A 21078-nucleotide genomic window follows, 5' to 3' on the forward strand; every position below is an offset into this window, starting at 1 on the left:
ATGAATATTTCAACTTCCTAAGGAGGATTCAACAAGTGAAGTGGTTGACGAAAAGAACTGTAACGATCGCTGTCGTGATAGCGGTCTTGATATTGATTTCGATATACATACTGCCTGTTTCCATTCCATTGATCATCGCTTTGATCACTGCTATTTTTTTAGAACCACTTGTTAATTTTATCCATAAAAGGTTCAAATGGCACAGAAAATCGGCAGTCATCTCAGTATTCATCCTGTTCCTACTGGTTGTGTCTGGGTTGCTTTACTGGATTGTCACCCAGTTAATCGGACAAATTATCCAGTTTTCGAAAATGGTCCCCGAATACATCAATTCTTTGTCGGCCATGTGGGATGAGTTTCAACGGTTCTTTTTCCGTTCTACAGAAGATATGCCGGTCGAAGTGGTTTCTTCATTTGAAACTGAATTAGCAGGATTTATGGAGGGCATACGCAATTGGGTGCTGACGATCGTCAACTACGATACCGTCTCCAACCTTTTGACAGGCATCCCCTCTTTTCTTGTCAGTTTCATTGTCTTTTTGATAGCGCTGTTTTTGTTCATGCTGGATTTGCCTGATTTAAAAATCATGCTGTTCAAGCGCTTAAAGGATTCAACAGCCGAAAAGGTCCGTTTCATGTTTGCACGTTTAAACAAAGTGATTTTTGGTTTCTTGAAAGCACAATTTCTGGTAAGCTGCATCATCTTCATCGTTTCGCTCGTTTCACTGGCCTTTATCACCCCTGAATATGCCTTTGTTATGTCACTGGTGATATGGATTATTGATTTCATACCAATTTTAGGATCGATTATCGTTCTGACACCTTGGTTTGTATATGAATACATTACAGGCGATATTGTCCAAGGAACCCAACTGGCTATTCTGGCGCTTGTCCTGTTGATTATCCGGCGGACAGTGGAACCGAAAGTTATGGGGACCCAGATCGGCCTATCACCTCTAGCGACATTGATTGCTATGTTCATCGGGCTGCAGCTGATCGGCTTTCTCGGATTCTTTATCGGCCCATTGATCGTCATCCTCTTCACATCAGCACGTGAAGCCGGTATGATAAAAATTGATTTTAAAGTATAAAAAAGGAACCCAGCGAGGGTTCCTTTTTTTATCCGCCTAAAATGGCTTTAAACACAGAAGTTGTATGGCCGCCTTCGTAAAACACATAAAGCAGCAAATAGACCATCACGCCTGTTATGGCAGTTGAAAACCAGACCACACTAGTAATCGGTCCGATTTTACGGTGTTTGGCCAATTGGTTTTTCCAGCCCCAGTATATCGTGATCAAGCCCATAATACCGCCTGTTGTAGCCAAAGTGATATGGAAGATCAAGAATACCGTATAGAAGATTTTTAAATCATCAGGTCCACCAAAAGCAGTGTTTCCGACGAAAATAGTGCGGGACATATAAATGATGAAGAAAGTCAGTGCTGCAGCACCAGCTCCCACCATCACTTTCTTATGAGCTTCAATTTTGCGGCGAAGGATCAGGTTCCAGCCGATCGCCACCAAAATTGCGCTTAATACGATAAAAAAAGTACTGATAGTCGGCAATAGCGGCAAATTCATTTACATTATTCTCCTTTGTGATGCGTTAAGCATTATGTCTGTGATAGGCCATGTCTTTCCGGTCCTGCAATACTTTAGCCGTAATTTCGTCAGCATTGTCTGTTTCATTACGCAGCCATTCATAGAATACCAGCCATAGGAATACTGTGAAAACAAGCTCCTGAAGAACTTTCATTGTAATTCCACCTGTACGCTGATCTTCAATCGCTGACATAGTGGAGAATAACTCAGGACCCGACAGATTCAATTGCGAAAGCGTCCCGGCAGGTACACATAATGCCATAGCCTGCAGCCATGCTTCACCATCGGTATATGTCGCGTAAAAAGGAGTGCCGCTGAATATGATCAATGCACATGCAGGGGTCATCAAAACACTCAATCCAAATAAGTACGCCAGTTTACTCAATCCATGAAATTTATGCATGCCTTCCAAATTATTGACTACCGGCCACCAATAGAATATTGCCGAAGTGAACAAGACGATATTTACTGCCCCATGAATCCATACATCTTGTTTGACAAAATCAAAGACCATTGGAATGTGATAAAACGAAAAGACCATTCCAAACAAGATCAATGCCAGCATCGGCTTAGTCAAAAAGTTGAATACAGGCTTAACTACTGGAAGATCGATAAATGCTCTCCAGATATAAGTCGGGATACCCATTATCAGTAATGGTGGAATCAGCAGCAACAACAGTGCCATCTGAACCATATGCATTGTAAATAGGATATGCCCATATAAATCCACAGGTGAACCTTTGATGATATAAAGCAGGACAATGCCTGATACAAAAAGTGCTGCTTCTCTTAATGTCAGCGGCTGATTTCCTTTAAACTTTCCACGCCACTTTGTAGTAGCCAAAAAATATAGAATCGTCACCAAAACGAGGACTGCTAAGTAAATGGGACTCCATAAAGCTTGAAACCCGAAGATACTGATCGGCATGTAATGGGACCTCCTTTTCTTCAAGTACCCTCATTATATAGTGGCTTGCAAACTATATCAATGAACGAACTATGAACAATATGAAATATGAAAGTGCCAGACGGCAAGCTTTTCCTTTCCGTCTCCTCCAAGAGATGAAATCCGCTTCAGGATGCAGCCTAAGGCATTTCTCCCTTCATGTTGCAAGTATCATCCTTATCCATAGAAAAAGCCCTTACCTCGAAAGGTAAGGGCTTTTAGAATGTGCCTACCACCAAACAATTGTCACTAATGCAAGAACTGTGATGAAAGCTACAAACATACCACAGAACATAAAGAACGCAACCATACCGTGTCCTTTACCGCTCATGTGCATGAAATAATAAAGTTGAAGAATGACTTGAATACCCGCCAACAAAAGAATGATTGGAACAATCAGGTAAGCGGAGAATCCAGCAGCCACCATCGTAAAGGCAACTAATGTCAAAAAGATCATAATCGCAAAAGTTGCTAAATGGCCGCGCATTTCTTCTGCTCTCTTTTTCTTCGCGTATTCGAATTCTGCCTGCGATCTAACATGAATATGTGTATCGTGTGCCATTATCCGATCACTCCCATCAAATAGACGACAGTAAAGATGAATACCCATACAACGTCAATAAAATGCCAGTATAACGAGGCAAGATAGAATTTTGGTGCATTGTACATGTTCAAACCGCGTTTAGCGTTTCGAAGCATCAACGCGATAAACCAGCTAAGGCCAAATAATACGTGAGCCCCGTGCGTTCCGACTAAAGTGTAAAACGCAGAACTAAAAGCACTGTTTGTATAACCGAATCCTAAATGGACATAATGGTTAAACTCATAAATCTCCAATCCTAGGAAAGTTGCACCAAGCAGGACTGTAATTCCAAGCCATGCCTGCATCGCTTTAAAATTATGGTTTTTCATATGGTACATTGCGTAAACGCTTGTCAATGAAGATGTCAAAAGAATCATCGTCATTGCAAAAACCAGCGGCAGTTCAAAAAGTCCAGCGGCAGAAAACTCCATGCCGCTCGGCCCTTTATCTTTTAATGCAAGGTAAGTTGCGAAAAGCGAAGCAAATGTTACTGTCTCCGCAGCAAGAAGCAACCAGAAACCAATAAACTTATTTTTCCCTTCCATCGTAGCCGTCTCAGGATGTTCCGGCCATGATTGAGGAGTGTATCTTTGATTAATGTCCATCGGTGTTGCCTCCCTTCGCGTCTTCAAGTAATTCTGCTTTCGTAATATGGAATCCTAAATCATCTTTCAATGAGCGGACTAACATCGAACCGAAAGTAATGACTAATCCGATGATCAATACTGCCAACGCCCAAGGCTTGTCGCCGTCGAGGAAGTACAGTGCTCCGAAAGATGCAATGAACATTCCAAGCGAAATTACGAATGGAATGATGGAACCATTCGGCATATGGATATCGCCAAGAGGTTCAGCGTAAATCATGCCTTTTTTGTTGCCATCCATTTTTTCGATCCAGAATGTATCAAGACCACGAACTAATGGAGTTTGAGCAAAGTTATAGAATGGCGGTGGAGAAGCAATTGCCCATTCCAATGTACGGCCGTCGCCCCATGGATCGTTGCCGACACGCTCGTTTTTGATAGAAGTCATGACAACGTTTACCAGAAGGATGATAACGCCGATTGCCATCAATACAGCACCTGCTGAACTGATTGCGTTGAATAGATCCCAGCCTTGGTCAGCTCCGAACGTGTAAACACGGCGAGGCATACCCATCAAGCCTAGGAAATGCTGGATGAAGAAAGTTAAATGGAATCCGATGAAGAAGAACCAGAACGTCCATTTACCAAGTTTTTCACTAAGCATCGTTCCGAACATTTTCGGCCAGTATAAATGTGTACCTGCCAGAATTGCCAGTACAACACCACCAACGATTACATAGTGGAAGTGAGCTACGATAAAGTAGGAATCATGCAATTGATAATCCAAAGGAGCAATCGCCTGCATTACCCCTGTAACCCCACCCGCAACGAATGACGGAATGAAAGCTACAGCGTAGATCATTGGAGTCGTGAAGGAAATATTCCCTCCCCAGATCGTTAACAACCAGTTGAAAATTTTGATTCCTGTCGGGACAGCAATGATCATCGTCGCAAGAGCGAATACAGCATTAGCTGTTGGCCCTAAGCCGACTGTGAACATGTGGTGAGCCCAAACCATGAATCCGTAGAAACCGATAAGGATTGTTGCAAAAACAAGTGCAGTGTATCCGAAAAGGCGTTTACGGGAGAAGATTGCAAAGATTTCGGAGAAGATACCGAAAGCAGGCAAAATCAGAATATAAACTTCAGGGTGACCGAAGATCCAGAATAAATGCTCCCAGATGATCGTGTTACCACCCATTTCGACTGCAAAGAAGCTTGCTCCGAACATACGGTCAAAGACCATGAAGAAAAGTCCGACTGTAAGTGGCGGGAATGCCAATAGTATCAAAGCGGAAGCAACGAAAGTTGTCCAAGTGAACAATGGCATTCTCATATACGTCATACCTGGTGCACGCATGTTGATGATCGTAACCAGGAAGTTAATCCCTGCAATCAATGTACCAAAACCGGATATCGTCAACCCCAGTGAATAGAAGTCGATTCCGTGTCCTTCAGATGCCAGTGCCAACGAAGCGTAGTTCGTCCAGCCGGCATCAGGTGCGCCGCCCATGAACCAAGAAAGATTCAGGAAAATACCACCAAAGAAGAATAACCAGAATCCAAGTGAATTCAAGAATGGGAAAGCGACATCACGCGCGCCGATCTGCAAAGGCATGATAGCGTTCATGAAAGCCAGTAAAATCGGCATCGCTGCCAAGAATATCATGGTAGTACCGTGCATTGTTATAATTTCATTATATGTTCCGGCACTTAGGAAATCATTTCCTGCTGTAGCCAACTGGACACGGATCAACATCGCTTCAAGACCGCCGACAAGGAAGAAGAAACCACCAGAGATCAGATAAAGGATCGCGATTTTCTTATGGTCGACCGTTGTCATGAAGTCCCAAATTGTAGCGCCGAAGCCCTTTTTTTGAGCAATAGAACTCACACTGTATACCTCCCTTTTTTAAGCTTTATTTCTACTCTTCAACTGTTAGGCCCATGAGATAGGCTGCAAGAGAATCGAGCTGTTGTTCAGTGAATGGTTCACCGTCGTTCAATGATTCAGGATCAGGCATTAAGTTGCCTGGCTTGTATTCCTGTGGATCTGCAATCCAGTTTTTAAGATTTTCTTCATCATGCTCCAAATATCCAGCAATCCGGTTGCGGTCACCGAATGTTGCCAAGTTAGGTCCAACTCCACCAGTACCTCCAACGCCAGAAGTGGCGTGGCAAGCGATACAGCTTTGTTCGAATAGCTCTTGGCCTTCCTGAGCTACCGCATCTTCAGCAGGAGTTGGTTCTTCCTGCATTGCTGTAACCCATTGGTCAAACTCTTCGCGATCCACAGATTTCACTTTGAAATCCATCAAGGCGTGGGAAGGTCCGCAAAGCTCAGCACATTTACCATAGAAAACGCCATCTTCAAGCTCTGAAGATTCCTGGTCGAATTCCAGGTAGAAAGTGTTGACGTTTTCCGGGTTTACATCCAATTTACCGCCAATAGATGGAATCCAGAATGAGTGCTTGATATCCGCAGAAATCAAGTTAAAGTAAACGCGTTCATCAGTTGGTACAACCAATTCCTGTGCAGTTACGATTCCTTGTTCAGGGTATTCAAATTCCCACCAGTAAAGTTTTCCGGTTACATTGACTGTCAGATGAGAAGAATTGCCATCTTCTGCCTGAACGTCCATTGTCGAAACGTCAGCCAAATCGAATGTTGAATAGACTGTTGGAACAGCAAGAATCAAAAGAAGGACAATTGGAACAGCTGTCCACAAAAACTCTAATCTTGCGCTTCCTTCAACCTGCTCGGGGATCATGTCTTCCCCCATTTTAGAACGGCGGAACTTAACGATTGCTAAAACGAAGATAATCGATACAACAATAATGACAAACAGCATAACGACTGATGATAAAATCAACAGATTAAATTGATCTTGAGCAACTTTGCCTGCCGGTATTAAGGTTGAAATCTCTTCACGTCCGCATCCCGCAAGAAAAACCAGCAATGTGGTCATCAATGCGAAAAGCCGCCATTTTTTAATTCCTTTCATCATAGCTTTTCATACCCCTCTCATTTAAATAGTTTCTCTTTAGAAATGGTCATTAGATAAAGACAGCGAAAATGATCATTGACACAAATAAAATAGTCATATAGTTCAATGAATAGATGAACATCGTCTTCGCCCATTTCAAGTCATCAGCCACTTTAAATCCACGAATGGCTAGGACTAGCCAACCGATGTTCAAAAGTGTCGCTAAGATGATGAAGCCTGTCCCAAGTTCCATTAATAGGAATGGCAGAGGGAAAAGCATTACAACCCATGCAAGCATCGATTTTTTGGTTCGGTGAAAACCTTTGATTACCGGTAGCATCGGAATACCTGCTGCCCGATACTCTTCAGTCCGTTTCATAGCCAAAGCATAGAAATGCGGTGGCTGCCAAATGAACATGATCAGGAATAATGCCCAAGCTCCTGTCCCGAGTGTCGGTTCAACAGCAGCCCAACCGATCAGCGGCGGAATCGCACCAGAGATGCTCCCCACGATCGTGTTGCTGACATGGCGTCTTTTAGACCACATGGAATATAAGACGACATAAGCTAAGACTCCGGCAATCCCGAATAGGCCAGCTGATACAGAAGCGGAAAACAAAAACAATTCGCCTATAACGATGAAAGAAACAGCTAGTGCCAATACAGCTGATGGCTTGAATCTTCCTGTCACTGTCGGACGTGCTTTCTTACTTTCCATCAATGGGTCTATATCCGTATCGATATAGTTATTCATAGCTGCAGAACCCGCAATGATCAGTGCTGAACCGACGATGGTATAGACAAGGATATCCAGCTCGTTCAGAAAATGCCTGTCGGAAAACTGGAATGCGAGCCACAATCCTGTGAAGACAGTAATCAAATTGGAATTTACAATTCCAATTTTTATAAGTGCCAAAAAGTCTTTCAGGAATGTCGTCGCTTCCGGCGCTTCGTGTGTCTCTGCAGACATTGCCCGGCCGTTTGACATATAAGTCCCTCCTTTCAAAGTTGTAAGCATATTCCGCTAACCATAACTATATCTAAATTCCAGTTGTTTTTCTACATATAACTGAAATTTCCTGATAAAAGAGATGATTTCCACGCAATTGGTCTCACAAATATCCATCTCCTATCATACCTTAACGGTCACACTATTTTAAGATAGAAAAATAATAGTTTTTGAACAGTTTGTGAAGCTCCATTTATTATGTCCAAATCTTGAAAGTTTCCTCTATTGTTGATTTCTCGTTGTATTTTGAAGAAACATTCGCTATTATCGAGTATGCAGGTAGATGGACGTTGAAAAGTTTTCTATAGAAAAAGTAGGTGGTATTTTGCAGCAAAATAGATATATAAAATGGTTTGCCGTTGCGGCTACTATAGGTATGTTATTCATTCTTCTGGGTGGTGCCCTTGTCACCAAGACCGACAGCGGTATGGGATGCGGACGAAATTGGCCGGATTGCAATGGCAAATTGATTCCAGATAACATCACACCTGAAGTTCTGATTGAATTTTCCCACCGCCTTGTAACAGGGGTCGTCGGCATATTGATCGTCATACTGGCAGTATGGGCCTGGAGAAAATTCGGCCATGTCCGGGAAACAAAGTTTTTGGCAATCATGGCCGTATTCTTTCTGGTTCTGCAAGCATTGATTGGAGCAGCACAGGTTCTTTGGGGACAAGGTGATTTCATCTTAGCTCTTCACTTCGGAATTTCCCTCCTGTCATTCGCTTCCATCCTGCTTTTGACGCTGCTGATTTTCGAAGTGGACCGGAAGTTTGATGCAGATCGTTTGCAGATCGGCAAAAAACTCAGATTCCATACGATAGGCGTCACTTTGTATTCCTATATCGTGGTTTATACCGGCGCGTTGGTTCGCCATACAGAGTCAAGCCTCATTTGTTCAGATTGGCCGCTTTGCCGGAACGATGACTTTGCATTGCCGGGCAATATGTATGAATGGGTCCAGATGGGACATCGTGCTGCTGCCGGACTGATTGTCATATGGCTGGGCTACATCGCCTGGCACGCAATCAAGCAATACAAAGATCAGCGCGTCATCTATTGGGGATGGACAATCGCTTTCATCATTGTCCTTCTTCAAGCGACAACCGGCATGCTGGTTGTCCTGACTAAATTGAATTTAGTAGTGGCACTTCTTCACTCGCTTTTAATCTCTATGCTTTTTGGTCTATTGTGCTACATGGTACTCCTAGTTTCACGGAGCCGAATCAAAAAATCTTCATAAAAATATGGCTGGCGCAAATGCGCCAGCCATATTTTTATTTTTTCTCCATTTCAATCAGAAGATCTCCAGTAGAAATGCCGTCATTGGCAACTACATGGATATCCTGGATTGTTCCATCAAATGGAGCTTGGACAGTCGTTTCCATCTTCATGGCTTCTGTCACCAGCAAATGATCGCCGCGTTTCACTTTAGCGCCTTTTTCCGTCACCACTTTCAGTACGGTGCCCGGCATTGTCGCTGCAATATGGCTTTCGTTTGTCGGATTCGCCTTCGGTTTGGCCGTGCTATCCGTTTCCACCGTCATGTCCTGAATGCTGACTTCACGTGGCTGGCCGTTCAATTCAAAGTAGATGATGCGCGTTCCGTCTTTTTGCGGTTCGCCAATTGATACCATCTTAATCATCAAAGTTTTCCCTTTTTCGATCTCCACTTCGATTTCTTCGCCTAATCTCATTCCGTATAAGAACGTCAACGTGTCAAGAACGGATACATTACCGAATTGGACATTGGTTGCTGTATATTCTTCGAACACTTTCGGATAAAGTGCGTAAGCCAAAACCTCATGGCTTGTGATCGGACGTTCCAATTTATCATACAAAGTGTTCTTGATTTCATCGAAATCTGCTGGTTCCAACAGTTCACCAGGACGAACTGTGATCGGCTCACGCTCTTTCAAGATGACTTTCTGCAGTTCTTCCGGGAATCCACCATGCGGCTGACCGATATAACCTTCAAAGAATTCAATGACGGATTCAGGGAAGTCGATCGTTTTCCCGCGGGAAATGACCGTTTCTTCATCCAATTCATTTTGAACCATGAATAGTGCCATGTCACCGACTACTTTCGAAGAAGGTGTCACTTTAACGACATCACCGAATAACAGGTTGACGCGCGAATACATCGTTTTAACTTCTTCCCAGCGCAGACCGAGGCCTACTGCTTTTGACTGCTGTTGAAGATTGCTGTACTGGCCGCCCGGCATTTCATGTTCATAAACCTCAGAATGCGGGCTGTTCATGCCGCTTTCAAAGTCAACATAGTATTTGCGGACGTCTTCCCAATAATGGGACATTTTTTCTAGCCCTTTAACATCCGCTCGAACTTCACGGCCGCTGCCGCTTGTTGCGTAGTAAAGTGAGTTGGAACTTGGCTGGGAAGTCAAACCTGCCATCGATCCAAGAGCCGTATCAACGATATCCACACCTGCTTCAATGGCTTTCGAGTAAAGATAGATGCCGTTGCCGCTTGTATCATGTGTATGAAGGTGGATCGGCAGTGAAACCGTATCCTTTAGTTCGGACACCAAACGATACGCCGCTTCCGGTTTTAACAGACCAGCCATATCTTTGATGGCCAGAATATGAGCGCCTGCCGCTTCCAGTTCTTTTGCCATATCTTTGTAATATTGAACCGTATACTTGTCACGGCTCGGGTCAAGGATATCCCCAGTGTAGCAAATCGCCGCTTCTGCGATTTTACCGGATTGGCGGACTTCATCAATCGCCACTTCCATTCCTTTGATCCAGTTCAAGCTATCGAAAATGCGGAATACATCGATTCCCGCATCGCCTGATTTCCGGACAAATTCACGGATGACATTATCGGGATAATTTTTATAGCCGACAGCATTTGCTCCACGGAACAGCATTTGGAACAATACGTTCGGAATTTCCTGGCGAAGTTTGATCAGACGCTCCCACGGATCTTCTTTTAGGAATCTGTAAGACACATCAAAAGTTGCGCCTCCCCACATTTCCAATGAAAACAGATCGCTCTGCAAACGTGCAGTTTCTTTGGCAATCCCAAACAGGTCATGCGAACGGACGCGTGTAGCCAATAATGATTGGTGGGCATCCCGGAATGTCGTGTCTGTCAACAGGACATCTTTCTGCTCATGAATCCATTTGGTCAGCCCTTCTGCTCCCTCGAGATCAAAGATTTGTTTGGTGCCGCTTGGTGCCGGTGCCGATAAATCGACTTCCGGTTTTCTTGGAGCGCCATAGATCGGCTTGTTTTTCTTTTCGATACCCGGGAATCCATTTACAGTTACGTTTCCGATATAGCTCAATAGCTTCGTACCACGATCTTTGCGAACCGGGAAGATGAACAATTCGGGTGTACTGTCGATAAAGCTGGTATCAAAATCACCTTTTATGAAATTCTGGTGTTTTACCACATTTTCCAGGAAAGGAATGTTTGTTTTAATGCCACGAATCCGGAATTCCTGCAAGTTGCGGTCCATTTTAGCCGCAGCTTCCTTGAACGTCACTGCCCAAGTGGAAACTTTAACCAAAAGTGAATCATAATAAGGGGAAATGACCGCTCCCTGGAAACCATTACCTGCATCCAGACGGACACCGAAGCCGCCGCCTGAGCGGTATACCATCAATTTCCCTGCATCCGGCATGAAATCATTCAACGGATCTTCAGTCGTCACACGGGATTGGATCGCAAAGCCGAATAACGGTATTTCACTCTGCTGAGGAATCCCCACTTCTTCACTATGGATCATATGCCCTCTCGCAATGTGGATCTGCGCATGGACAATGTCAATGCCTGTAATCATTTCGGTGATCGTATGTTCCACTTGGATACGTGGATTTACTTCAATAAAGTAGAATTCATCATTAGCTACAAGAAACTCCACAGTTCCCGCATTTATGTAGTTGATGTTTCTCATTAATTTGACTGCAGCATCACAAATTTCGTTGCGCAATTCTTCACTGATTGAATTTGAAGGGGCGATTTCCACGACTTTTTGATGACGGCGCTGAATCGAACAATCTCTTTCGTACAAATGGATGACGTTGCCATCTGAATCACCCAAAATTTGGACTTCAATGTGTTTTGGCTTATCAACGAATTTTTCAACATACATTTCATCTGAACCGAAAGCTGCTTTTGCTTCAGATTTCGCACGTTCATAGGCAGACGCCAACTCTTCATGAGATTTGACGATTCGCATTCCGCGACCGCCGCCGCCTAGCGAGGCTTTGATCATCAAGGGGAAACCTGCTGTTTTGCTGAATTCTTCAACTTCCTCCAACGACTGTACAGGGCCATCTGTACCCGGAATGACGGGAATGCCTGCAGCTATTGCTTGCGTACGCGCTTTTACTTTGTCCCCAAACATATCCAAATGCTGCGAAGTCGGACCGATAAAGACGATTCCTTCTTCCTCACAGCGTCTTGCAAAATGGACGTTTTCCGATAAGAAACCATAGCCGGGATGGATGGCATCTACATTGGAATCCTTTGCGATGCGGATAATATCTTCAATATCCAAATAAGCATCGATCGGTTTTTTTCCTTTGCCAACCAAATAGGATTCGTCCGCTTTATAGCGGTGATATGAACCACTGTCTTCCTGAGAATAGATCGCAACTGTTTGAATTTTCAGTTCTGTACAAGCGCGGAAAATCCGAATAGCGATTTCTCCGCGGTTGGCCACCAAGATTTTGTTGATCTCCTTCACACCGCAGCACACCCTTTACTTTTTAGTTTTTTCGTATTTGTTGAACATGGAAACATTCATCAATACTCCCATAGCTAAAGATAACAAAATTACGGACGTTCCGCCATAGCTTATAAATGGAAGTGTTACTCCAGTCAGTGGAATAAGCCCCGTTAAGCCGCCTAAATTCACAAAAGATTGGATGCCGATCATGCTCGCAACACCTGCTGCAAGCATTCTGGCCAACGGATCATGCGTCGTCATGGCAATCCAAAGCCCCCGCAGAACAATAAACCCTAAGCCGCCTAAAACAAATACGACACCCAATACGCCCAGCTCCTCAGCAATGACCGACATGATGAAATCGGTATGGGGTTCAGGCAGGTAGCCCAATTTTTGGATGGATTGTCCGAGCCCTAATCCGCTCAAACCGCCAGAACCGATTGCCAGGTAACCATTGACTATCTGAAAACCAAAACCCAGCTCGTCCGAGAAGGGGTTGAAGAAGGCATCCAGACGGCCTAGCCGTTTTTCCGTAAAGATACTGTCGCCGGCAAAGATCATGAGCGGAACGATGAAGACTGATGCTGCTGCGATAAAGATGCCCGCAAGCCGGATAAATGGTTTCAAGCGGACGCCACTCGCTGACATGACGGACAGGCCGACAGCGCCGATGATCAACATGGAACCAAGATCCGGTTCAAGAAAAACGGAAAACAGGACCAGAGTCAAAATAATGACCGGCGGTATGATGGATTCATTTAATTTATTGATGGTGCCGTTATTGTATTTATTCGAAAACACCCCGGCCAAGTATAGAATAATGCCGACTTTCGCTACCTCAGAAGGCTGTATATTGGCAAACCCAAGGCTGATCCAGCTTTTGGCGCCGCCGGCTGCGAAACCGATAAAATGGACGGCTATCAATCCGGAAAAGACAACCGTCAGGATGGTCACCATCATCCAGCGTTTCTTAAAATGCTTATACGGAAAAACAGCAGCAATCGCGAATACCGGGAAGGCGATTGCCAGATTTATCAATTGCTGTATGTAGAAACGGTCTGGCTCTGAGCCATAATAATTGACCGACCAGGCCATGCTTGAACTGTAGATCATGATCAAACCGAATATCGTTAAGGCCAAATAAGTGAGAAATAAAGGATAATCGAAAAACTTTGCGTACTTCTTGATGTAAGATTTCATTTTTATACCTCTTTTAATTTGATGGATGTTGAATTAGTAAAAAAACTCAAACAAAATTCGTTTGAGTTTTAGATCATTTATTTGTATACGCTTCGTGAAGAATTGAAAGTTTCTTTTCAAGCGTATCCATTAAATTTTTTCCAGCCTCACGTTCGATGAGTCCCAGCTTAACCGCAAAATCGATTTCGCGTGAAAGACCGAACATTTGGGTGTCAAGCACCTCTTCATATAAAGGACAAGATGGCAACGTCAAATGATCCATTTGCACCTTGATTAACTGCTCGATTTTTTCTGCATCAGCTTTGAGGAGTTCTAAAGCCTTCAGATGGTATGTTTGTTCTTCTGTGTGTTCCATGAGGACTCCCCCATTTTATGAGTTTTCTTCTCTATTTTCCTGTTTAAAGTGTATCTTTTAAGCAAGGAAAATGCAAGCCTCTATATGAAAGAGATGAATCCCTTTGGGAACTTGACACAAAAAGGTATACTGTTAGAAGAGTGATTATTTAAATGGAGGGTTTACCCATGGAATTTATCGTACCTTTTAAAGGTGAAGTGAAATTTAAGCTGATACTGGATCCGACAGTGTGGATTTTTGATGACCGGAAATTGAATTTAGAGACGTATTTCCAAGAAGAGCGAATCGAAAAAGACGAACTCGAAGAATACAAGCGTGGAATGGGCGAACACTGGTCCAGGGAAATTATGGAAGGTAACACTGTACCGCCAACTTTAAACTCAGAAAAAACCTACAAGAGCAAAGAAAAAAAGGAAATGCTGACAGGTACTTTCGGTATCGTGTTTAAACCATTTCTTCTGAATGCGGAACCTTATGAACATACAAAACGTGTAATTTTCGAAACTTTGCACGGAGAATTCGAGTTTCCAATTGAGCACGCTGAACAATTAATCTTCAAGTTCAGTGAAAAAGGCCAGCCCTTGAAAGAAGACGGTCCTGTCCATGTTCTTCTTCCGGATGGTTCCAACCAGGAAAATCCCATTACCGATATCCAAGCCATCCGATTCGAATAGGAGTGATTCACCATGCGTGTACAATGCGTAATCTGCGACAAGATTGAGGAGTTAGTGGATGATACCTTGCAGGCTAAGCGTCTGCGGAACAGGCCCATCCATACCCATATGTGCAATGAATGCCATGACCGGATCACCGAAAGGACCAAGGAGCGCCTGGCTACCGGTTCTTTCCACTTTTACCGCAGTTCCCGCAGCATTGAGGATGACTTCTGATGAAGCTGTTAAAAGGCATCTGGATTGGATTCTGGAGTGGGTTGATTTTAGGTCTTCTACTGAAATGGATTCAATCCGTCACTGGCGAACAAGTCTATACCCTTCTACTGAACGTAGATTTCATTCCATTGATCGGCGATGTGCAATGGTCAGAGATAACTGAATTCATTTTTCACATGAGCATTTCGTTGATCATCGGTGTGGTCTTTGTCTACCTGGCAAAAAGACGCAACTATTCGTTTGGCCAAATGGTGATCATCAGTCTGCTTTTGTCCATCCCTTTCCCGTTTCTCTATTTTCTATTATCCTGGCTAGCCGTCGAAGCTGACGTGCCAGCTCCCACTGATTTGGGGGCGTTCCTTTATTGGATGTTTGCCCATCTCACATATGCTTTACTGTTGCCGATCCTCTACAAAACTTTTGAACGCAAAAACGCTGTATCTCAATGAGATACAGCGTTTTCGCGTTTTTCGCGCCATAGGCGGATTTTATAAAGAATCAGTATAAGCGCCGCAATAATGAGCCCTTCCACTATCGGCAGGAAGAAGGCAAGAAATGTGAGCCCTAAACCACCGACAGCCAGAAATAGGCCGATCATTGCATTTTTTCCAATAGATAACTTTTTAGCAAACCCTAATTTATAGACGAATGCAGAGAGCAGGAAAATCACCGCAAATAATGCGTATCCCGCCATTTCAAAACTCGGCAGACTCTGGTATAGAACTCGGGCTACCGGATACATATTGTCATAGACAAAGGCTTGATCGTCCACGGGCTATACATCCTTCCCATTCACTTATTCTTCGATGGCAACTTTCTTTTTCTTAGCCATACGCTCACGTTCGTTTTTATCAAGAATTTTTTTGCGCAAACGAATGGTTTGTGGAGTGATTTCGCAATACTCATCATCATTCAAGTATTCAAGCGCTTCTTCAAGACTCATCAAACGTGCTTTTTTCATTGTTGTTGTCTGGTCTTTATTTGCTGAACGAATGTTGGTTGCAGCTTTAATTTTCACGATATTTACTGTTAGATCGCTATCGCGGTTATGTTCTCCGACGATCATGCCTTCGTAGATTTCAGCACCGACTTCAACGAATGCAGTACCACGGTCTTCGATGCCCATCAAGCCGTAAGTCGAAACTTTACCGCGCTCCATAGATACCAATACACCTTGGCGACGTCCGCCGACACGGCCGGAAGCAACTGGCTGGTAGCTGTCGAATGTGTGGTTGATGATTCCGTAGCCACGAGTCTGTGTCAGGAATTCAGTTGTATAACCGATCAATCCACGTGCTGGTACGTTGAATACAAGACGGACTTGTCCGCTTCCGTTATTGATCATATCCAGCATTTCACCTTTACGCTCACCCAATGATTCGATGATTGCTCCAGTATATTCTTCAGGTACATCCACTTGTACGCGTTCAACAGGTTCGCAACGAACTCCATCAACCATACGGACGATAACTTCAGGTTTTGAAACTTGAATTTCAAATCCTTCACGGCGCATGTTTTCGATCAAGATCGACAAATGCAGTTCTCCACGTCCAGAAACTACCCATGCATCAGGTGAATCAGTTGGATCTACACGCAAGGAAACGTCGGTTTCAAGTTGAGCATCCAGACGTTCCTGAATTTTTCTTGATGTGATGAACTTCCCTTCTTTACCTGCGAACGGGCTGTTGTTGACAAGGAAAGTCATTTGCAGGGTCGGCTCATCAATACGCAGGATCGGCAATGCTTCCTGATGATCTGCAGGACAAACCGTTTCCCCTACGTTAATATCTTCCATACCTGAAATAGCGATCAGATCGCCAGCTTCAGCTTTTTGGATTTCAACGCGTTTAAGCCCCATGAAACCATGGATTTTAGTAACTCGGAAGTTTTTCACTGCTCCATCAAGTTTCATCAATGCTACAGACTGTCCGACTTCGATCGTCCCGCGGAATACACGGCCGATACCGATACGTCCAACATAGTCATTGTAGTCAAGAAGAGCTACCTGGAACTGAAGTGGCTCATCTCTGTTATCGATAGGCGCTGGGACATGTTCCAAAATTGCATCATAAACGACCTGCATGTTTTCTTCCTGATCTGCTGGATCAGCAGAAAGGCTTGCTGTACCATTCATACCTGATGCAAAGATAACCGGGAATTCCAATTGGTCGTCATTTGCTTCAAGCTCGATGAACAATTCGATAACTTCATCAACCACTTCTTCAGGACGTGCGAAGTCGCGGTCAATTTTGTTGACAACAACGATTGGCTTCAAGTTCTGCTCAAGAGCTTTTTTCAAAACAAAACGTGTTTGTGGCATACAGCCTTCATAAGCGTCGACTACTAAAAGGACACCATCGACCATTTTCATGATCCGTTCAACTTCTCCGCCGAAATCAGCGTGTCCAGGAGTATCCAGGATGTTGATTTTTGCGTCTTTGTACTGGATCGCAGTATTTTTAGCAAGAATTGTAATTCCGCGTTCTCTTTCAATATCATTCGAGTCCATGGCACGTTCATCAACGTGTTCATTTGAACGGAAAGTTCCGGATTGTTGTAGAAGTTGATCCACCAAAGTCGTTTTACCATGGTCAACGTGGGCAATAATTGCAATGTTTCTTAAGTCGTTACGTAAGTTAGTCATATTTTCACTCCAATATTCTTTTTTCATGCCTATAACTGTGCTAGTATAGCACATATAGGTGTAAAACCCTAAGATTTTATTTCAGGCAGTAAGCTACAGGAGGAAAATCGCGTGATGAGTTTAGTTAAAAACATAAAATGGATTTTTGTACTGTATTCTCTGGCAGCAATATTGGCAATGGTCGGAATCGGTTTGGCTATTGGCCTGCGCAGTGTCCTGGGCATATTCGCAGCGATCTTGCTGTTGGGTCTGATCATGGGCATGGGCTTCAAGAAGAAAAAAGAAATGCGGGAAGCCGGATTACTATAAGTATAAAAAAAGATGCGGAAATCCGCATCTTTTTTTACTTGATTTTGATATATTTTTTCAACAGTTCCTGGTGAATAGCCGGATTGGCGGCGATAAACGTATCCTGTTTCAATAAGTTCGCCGGGTCGCCTTTGAAATTCGTTGTGACCGCACCAACTTCCTGCGCAATGACCATGCCACCCGCAATATCCCATGGTGACAATCTCATGGAAATATAGGCATCGACACGTCCGCTCGCTAAATAGGCAAGCTCCAGTGCAGCAGATCCATAAGAACGCATGCCCCTTACGTCGCGGATCAATTGGATGGTCGCTTCATGGTCCAGATAGCGGTTCGGCACTGCCCACGTCGCATTCATAGCGACAATCGATTCGGTTATCACCGTTTCCATCAGAGGCCTCAGCTGCTCATCATTGTAATAGGCGCCTCCGTCCTTTATCCCGTGATATAAATCATCATTGACAACGTCATAAATATAACCAAGTTTGCCAATTCCGTCTTCATATATGCCAAGTGAAATGGCGAAATTGCGTTTCTGGTGAACAAAATTCATCGTGCCGTCGATCGGGTCGAGCAGCCAGATGGTCCCTTCCGAACTTTGGATATCGTCGCCGAACCCTTCTTCCCCGAAGATCCGATGTCCCGGAAAGTCCCTGCGGATGCGTCCAATGAAAAATTGCTCGATTTCCTTGTCGATATTCGTCACCAAATCGTTGGCGTTTGATTTTGATTCGATGGTGATATCAGTCAAAAACGAATTGCGGATCCGATGCCCCGCTTCTTTGATCAGTGATTTTATGTATAAATCCATAGCATGTAAATCCATGTATGTATCCCTCCTCATTTGTTACAGTATAACGAAAAAGGCATCTGCTGTCTTACTTCAGCAGATGCCTTTAATGTATAGACGTATTAGAGCGCATGAAGGGCCTCCAGTTCTACGTGAATCTCTTGAAGCCGCTGCTTGCTTTTTGAGATTTGATGATCGTCTTTCTGCTGCATCGCATCAAATAATGAAGCAAGTTCATAGTCAAGTTCTAATTTCAGCACATGTACATATTCTTTCTCTACATCCGCTTTGCGGATTATCTGAATCATCTGTTTCATAATGAGCACCCCTTTCTCATCATACTCCGAAAATTCTGACTAATCGTGTTACAATTATTATAATACCACTTTTCTTTAATGAAATCCATTGGCAGAAACGTATTTATATTCTTTTTTCCCAAACTTCGTTAAAATGAAACCTGATTACCTAAATTAAAGGAGGATATTTACTTGAAGCCTTATTGGAATGACCAGGATTTCGAAGTTTTCAACACTCCTGGCCTCGATGCCAGGATGTCAGCACTCACAGAATATGTCCGTCCGAAGTTCCAGGAACTCGGAACTGAGTTCTCATCTTTCTTCTCTGGAAAAACCGGGGATGAGTTTTTTCCTCATGTCGCGAAGCATATGCGGAGAACCGTCAATCCCCCAAATGATAGCTGGGTAGCTTTTGCCCCTTACAAAAGAGGCTATAAAGCAGTGCCCCATTTTCAGATCGGCATGTGGGAAAGCCACGTATTCGTTATTTTGGCTGTGATCTACGAAGCACCAAATAAATCAACAATGGCTGAAAACCTGCTGCACTCTGAAGTATTGGACCTCTTATCAGGAGACTTCGTCGCTTCCGGAGACCATATGAAGCCCCAGGCTGAATCCTTGATCGAATTAGGGGAAGAAGGCATCGAGAAATTGCTGACCCGCCTGCGCGATGTTAAAAAAGGTGAATTTGTTATCGGTCGGCACCTGTCCAGAGAACAGGCCGCTTCTTTAACGAAAGAACAGTTCCTCCGATTTGCTGAAGAAACTTTCGAGGCCCTTCTTCCTGTATACCATACTTTGCTCCAACCAATAAAAGAACCTGTCAGCCGCTGAGGCTGCAGGTTCTTTTTCTGCTAGTTCTTATTCATCTTGATGATTTCGTCGCCGGTTCCTGCCTTCATTTCTTTTATGACCGGGAAACTCGCATAGCCGCTTTCGTCTTCGAATTCACGGAAATAGGTTTTTTCTTCTGAAATCGCAGGCACTACCTGTTTAAACTTACGGTAACGCGTCAATAGGTCCTGTCTGTTGATGCCTTTTTCATACGCCATCTCGATGCCTTCGAAAAAACTTACGACATCAATGATTTCCTCTGTTGACCATTCAATTGAAAATGGATAGGAATAATCCATCCTTTCACACCTCTTTTCACTCTGTGACAGACCATTTCTTGCGGATTTCTTCAGCTTGCCGGACCATTTCCTCAATCAGTTCCTGGACTGTCGGTACATCTTTGATCAATCCTGTCACTTGCCCAGCCCAGCCAAATCCCTGGTCCTTTTCTCCATTATAGATGAATCGCTTATTGGCTTCACCACTAATGAATTCTTTCAAGGCTTCATAGGTGGGTGTCTGGCTTTCGATCTCCAGGATCTTATCTGTCCAGCTGCTCCGCAATGTCCTTGCAGGTGTGCCGATGCTTCGTTTGATGATGACTGTATCGTTTTCAGAGCTGTTGACCAGCTGCTCTTTATAGGCTTCTGAAGCATGGACACATTCTTTTGTAGCGATGAAACGCGTCCCCATCTCAATGCCTTCAGCGCCAAGGGCATGAGCTGCCATCCAGCCGCGTCCGTCCCCGATTCCGCCTGAAGCGATGACCGGAATATTCACGGCATCGACTACCTGCGGAATCAGCACCATCGTACCGATGTCGTCACGCCCCAAATGTCCGCCGCCTTCTTGCCCCACGACCATCACAGCATCCGCACCGAGGCTTTCCGCTTTTTCAGCTTGCCTTCTAGCAGCCACAAGGACCAGTTTTTTGATATCCGTCCCTTTTAGCTGCTCGAATATCGGGGTCGGATTTCCGCCCGTCATCGAAACGACCGGCACTTTTTCTTCGATCGCCACATCCAGCATATGCGAAAATGCACGGCCATGATCGCCAATCGCAAAATTAACACCAAAAGGCTTGTCCGTCAATTCCCTAACTTTTTGGATTTCTTTCCGCAGCTCTTCAGGTGTAGAAAGGCTCATTGCTGTAATTTGCCCAAGTCCTCCTGCGTTTGAAACGGCTGCCGCCAATTCTGCATAAGCTAAGTATGCCAAGCCTCCCTGAATAATGGGATAGCGTATGTTCAATAGCTCAGTCACCCTCGTATTAAATTCCATGAACTCACTCCTTTTCTCTCTGTATGTCATGTATTCGCTTCCACAACAGAAAATCCTTTTATTTTTTA

Annotated in this window: 23 protein-coding genes; 7 read left to right on the forward strand and 16 right to left on the reverse strand. The window is 44.1% G+C overall.

Features of this window, described 5'->3' with window-relative positions:
* Positions 1-35: 35 nt before the first annotated feature.
* Entirely contained in the window at positions 36-1091 is a 1056-nt protein-coding gene (ytvI, locus tag Q0785_RS05005; RefSeq protein ID WP_298826469.1) for a sporulation integral membrane protein YtvI, read from the forward strand.
* A 28-nt stretch (positions 1092-1119) separates the two neighbouring features.
* On the opposite strand, the gene Q0785_RS05010 is transcribed toward ytvI, so the two are convergent.
* The 7 genes from Q0785_RS05010 to cyoE all read right to left on the reverse strand — a co-directional run bounded on the left by Q0785_RS05010 (position 1120) and on the right by cyoE (position 7690).
* Positions 1120-1581, reverse strand: coding sequence for a DUF420 domain-containing protein (locus Q0785_RS05010; protein ID WP_298826472.1), 462 nt, complete (start codon positions 1579-1581; stop codon positions 1120-1122).
* 25 nt (positions 1582-1606) lie between these two features.
* Entirely contained in the window at positions 1607-2530 is a 924-nt protein-coding gene (gene ctaG / locus Q0785_RS05015; protein ID WP_298826475.1) for a cytochrome c oxidase assembly factor CtaG, read from the reverse strand.
* Between the two features lie 247 nt (positions 2531-2777).
* On the reverse strand, positions 2778-3110 hold the full coding sequence (gene ctaF, locus Q0785_RS05020) for a cytochrome c oxidase subunit IVB (protein WP_223633573.1): 333 nt from the start codon (positions 3108-3110) through the stop codon (positions 2778-2780).
* On the reverse strand, positions 3110-3736 hold the full coding sequence (locus tag Q0785_RS05025; RefSeq protein WP_146556494.1) for a cytochrome (ubi)quinol oxidase subunit III: 627 nt from the start codon (positions 3734-3736) through the stop codon (positions 3110-3112). The genes ctaF and Q0785_RS05025 overlap by 1 nt, the downstream gene beginning before the upstream one ends.
* On the reverse strand, positions 3726-5609 hold the full coding sequence (locus tag Q0785_RS05030; RefSeq protein WP_223633576.1) for a cytochrome c oxidase subunit I: 1884 nt from the start codon (positions 5607-5609) through the stop codon (positions 3726-3728). The genes Q0785_RS05025 and Q0785_RS05030 overlap by 11 nt, the downstream gene beginning before the upstream one ends.
* A gap of 31 nt (positions 5610-5640) precedes the next feature.
* Positions 5641-6723: a cytochrome c oxidase subunit II gene (gene coxB / locus Q0785_RS05035; protein WP_298826481.1), complete on the reverse strand. Its 1083-nt coding sequence runs from the start codon at positions 6721-6723 to the stop codon at positions 5641-5643.
* Between the two features lie 49 nt (positions 6724-6772).
* Entirely contained in the window at positions 6773-7690 is a 918-nt protein-coding gene (gene cyoE, locus Q0785_RS05040; protein ID WP_223633581.1) for a heme o synthase, read from the reverse strand.
* Between the two features lie 346 nt (positions 7691-8036).
* Here cyoE and Q0785_RS05045 point away from each other — a divergent pair, with 346 nt between their 5' ends.
* Complete coding sequence (locus tag Q0785_RS05045; RefSeq protein WP_298826483.1) at positions 8037-8954, forward strand: heme A synthase; 918 nt, start codon at positions 8037-8039, stop codon at positions 8952-8954.
* 34 nt (positions 8955-8988) lie between these two features.
* Here the strand turns inward: Q0785_RS05045 and pyc are convergent, their stop codons facing one another.
* From pyc to Q0785_RS05060, 3 genes are all read right to left on the reverse strand, one after another.
* Positions 8989-12429: a pyruvate carboxylase gene (gene pyc, locus Q0785_RS05050; protein ID WP_298826484.1), complete on the reverse strand. Its 3441-nt coding sequence runs from the start codon at positions 12427-12429 to the stop codon at positions 8989-8991.
* A gap of 15 nt (positions 12430-12444) precedes the next feature.
* Positions 12445-13611 (reverse strand): FtsW/RodA/SpoVE family cell cycle protein, encoded by a 1167-nt coding sequence (locus Q0785_RS05055; protein WP_298826485.1) that lies wholly within the window; start codon positions 13609-13611, stop codon positions 12445-12447.
* Positions 13612-13684: 73 nt separating this feature from the next.
* Entirely contained in the window at positions 13685-13966 is a 282-nt protein-coding gene (locus Q0785_RS05060; protein WP_058384833.1) for a YlaN family protein, read from the reverse strand.
* Between the two features lie 167 nt (positions 13967-14133).
* Here Q0785_RS05060 and Q0785_RS05065 point away from each other — a divergent pair, with 167 nt between their 5' ends.
* Genes Q0785_RS05065 through Q0785_RS05075 form a run of 3 tightly spaced genes read left to right on the forward strand, consistent with a single transcriptional unit; the run spans position 14134 to position 15305 of the window.
* Positions 14134-14640, forward strand: a complete 507-nt coding sequence (locus tag Q0785_RS05065) for a peptidyl-prolyl cis-trans isomerase (RefSeq protein WP_223633592.1) — start codon at positions 14134-14136, stop codon at positions 14638-14640.
* A gap of 12 nt (positions 14641-14652) precedes the next feature.
* Positions 14653-14856, forward strand: coding sequence for a YlaI family protein (locus tag Q0785_RS05070; RefSeq protein WP_223633595.1), 204 nt, complete (start codon positions 14653-14655; stop codon positions 14854-14856).
* Positions 14856-15305, forward strand: a complete 450-nt coding sequence (locus tag Q0785_RS05075; protein ID WP_298826492.1) for a hypothetical protein — start codon at positions 14856-14858, stop codon at positions 15303-15305. The genes Q0785_RS05070 and Q0785_RS05075 overlap by 1 nt, the downstream gene beginning before the upstream one ends.
* Here Q0785_RS05075 and Q0785_RS05080 read toward each other — a convergent pair.
* Entirely contained in the window at positions 15299-15628 is a 330-nt protein-coding gene (locus Q0785_RS05080; RefSeq protein WP_223633616.1) for a YlaH-like family protein, read from the reverse strand. The genes Q0785_RS05075 and Q0785_RS05080 overlap by 7 nt on opposite strands.
* 24 nt (positions 15629-15652) lie before the next feature.
* Positions 15653-17500, reverse strand: a complete 1848-nt coding sequence (typA, locus tag Q0785_RS05085; protein WP_298826496.1) for a translational GTPase TypA — start codon at positions 17498-17500, stop codon at positions 15653-15655.
* A gap of 114 nt (positions 17501-17614) precedes the next feature.
* Between typA and Q0785_RS05090 the strand changes: the two genes are divergently transcribed.
* Positions 17615-17809 (forward strand): YlaF family protein, encoded by a 195-nt coding sequence (locus Q0785_RS05090; RefSeq protein ID WP_298827309.1) that lies wholly within the window; start codon positions 17615-17617, stop codon positions 17807-17809.
* Positions 17810-17843: 34 nt separating this feature from the next.
* Here Q0785_RS05090 and Q0785_RS05095 read toward each other — a convergent pair whose 3' ends face one another.
* Together Q0785_RS05095 and Q0785_RS05100 are read right to left on the reverse strand one after the other, a co-directional pair.
* On the reverse strand, positions 17844-18635 hold the full coding sequence (locus Q0785_RS05095) for an inositol monophosphatase (RefSeq protein WP_298826498.1): 792 nt from the start codon (positions 18633-18635) through the stop codon (positions 17844-17846).
* Between the two features lie 86 nt (positions 18636-18721).
* On the reverse strand, positions 18722-18916 hold the full coding sequence (locus Q0785_RS05100; RefSeq protein ID WP_223633629.1) for a hypothetical protein: 195 nt from the start codon (positions 18914-18916) through the stop codon (positions 18722-18724).
* Between the two features lie 171 nt (positions 18917-19087).
* Here Q0785_RS05100 and Q0785_RS05105 point away from each other — a divergent pair, with 171 nt between their 5' ends.
* On the forward strand, positions 19088-19729 hold the full coding sequence (locus Q0785_RS05105; RefSeq protein ID WP_298826502.1) for a YktB family protein: 642 nt from the start codon (positions 19088-19090) through the stop codon (positions 19727-19729).
* A gap of 20 nt (positions 19730-19749) precedes the next feature.
* Here the strand turns inward: Q0785_RS05105 and Q0785_RS05110 are convergent, their stop codons facing one another.
* Both Q0785_RS05110 and Q0785_RS05115 read right to left on the reverse strand, forming a co-directional pair.
* Positions 19750-20028, reverse strand: coding sequence for a UPF0223 family protein (locus Q0785_RS05110; protein ID WP_298826505.1), 279 nt, complete (start codon positions 20026-20028; stop codon positions 19750-19752).
* Positions 20029-20044: 16 nt separating this feature from the next.
* Entirely contained in the window at positions 20045-21010 is a 966-nt protein-coding gene (locus tag Q0785_RS05115) for a nitronate monooxygenase family protein (RefSeq protein WP_298826508.1), read from the reverse strand.
* Positions 21011-21078: the final 68 nt, after the last annotated feature.

The sequence above is a fragment of the uncultured Planococcus sp. genome, from assembly GCF_947501725.1.
Taxonomy (GTDB): domain Bacteria; phylum Bacillota; class Bacilli; order Bacillales_A; family Planococcaceae; genus Planococcus; species Planococcus donghaensis_C.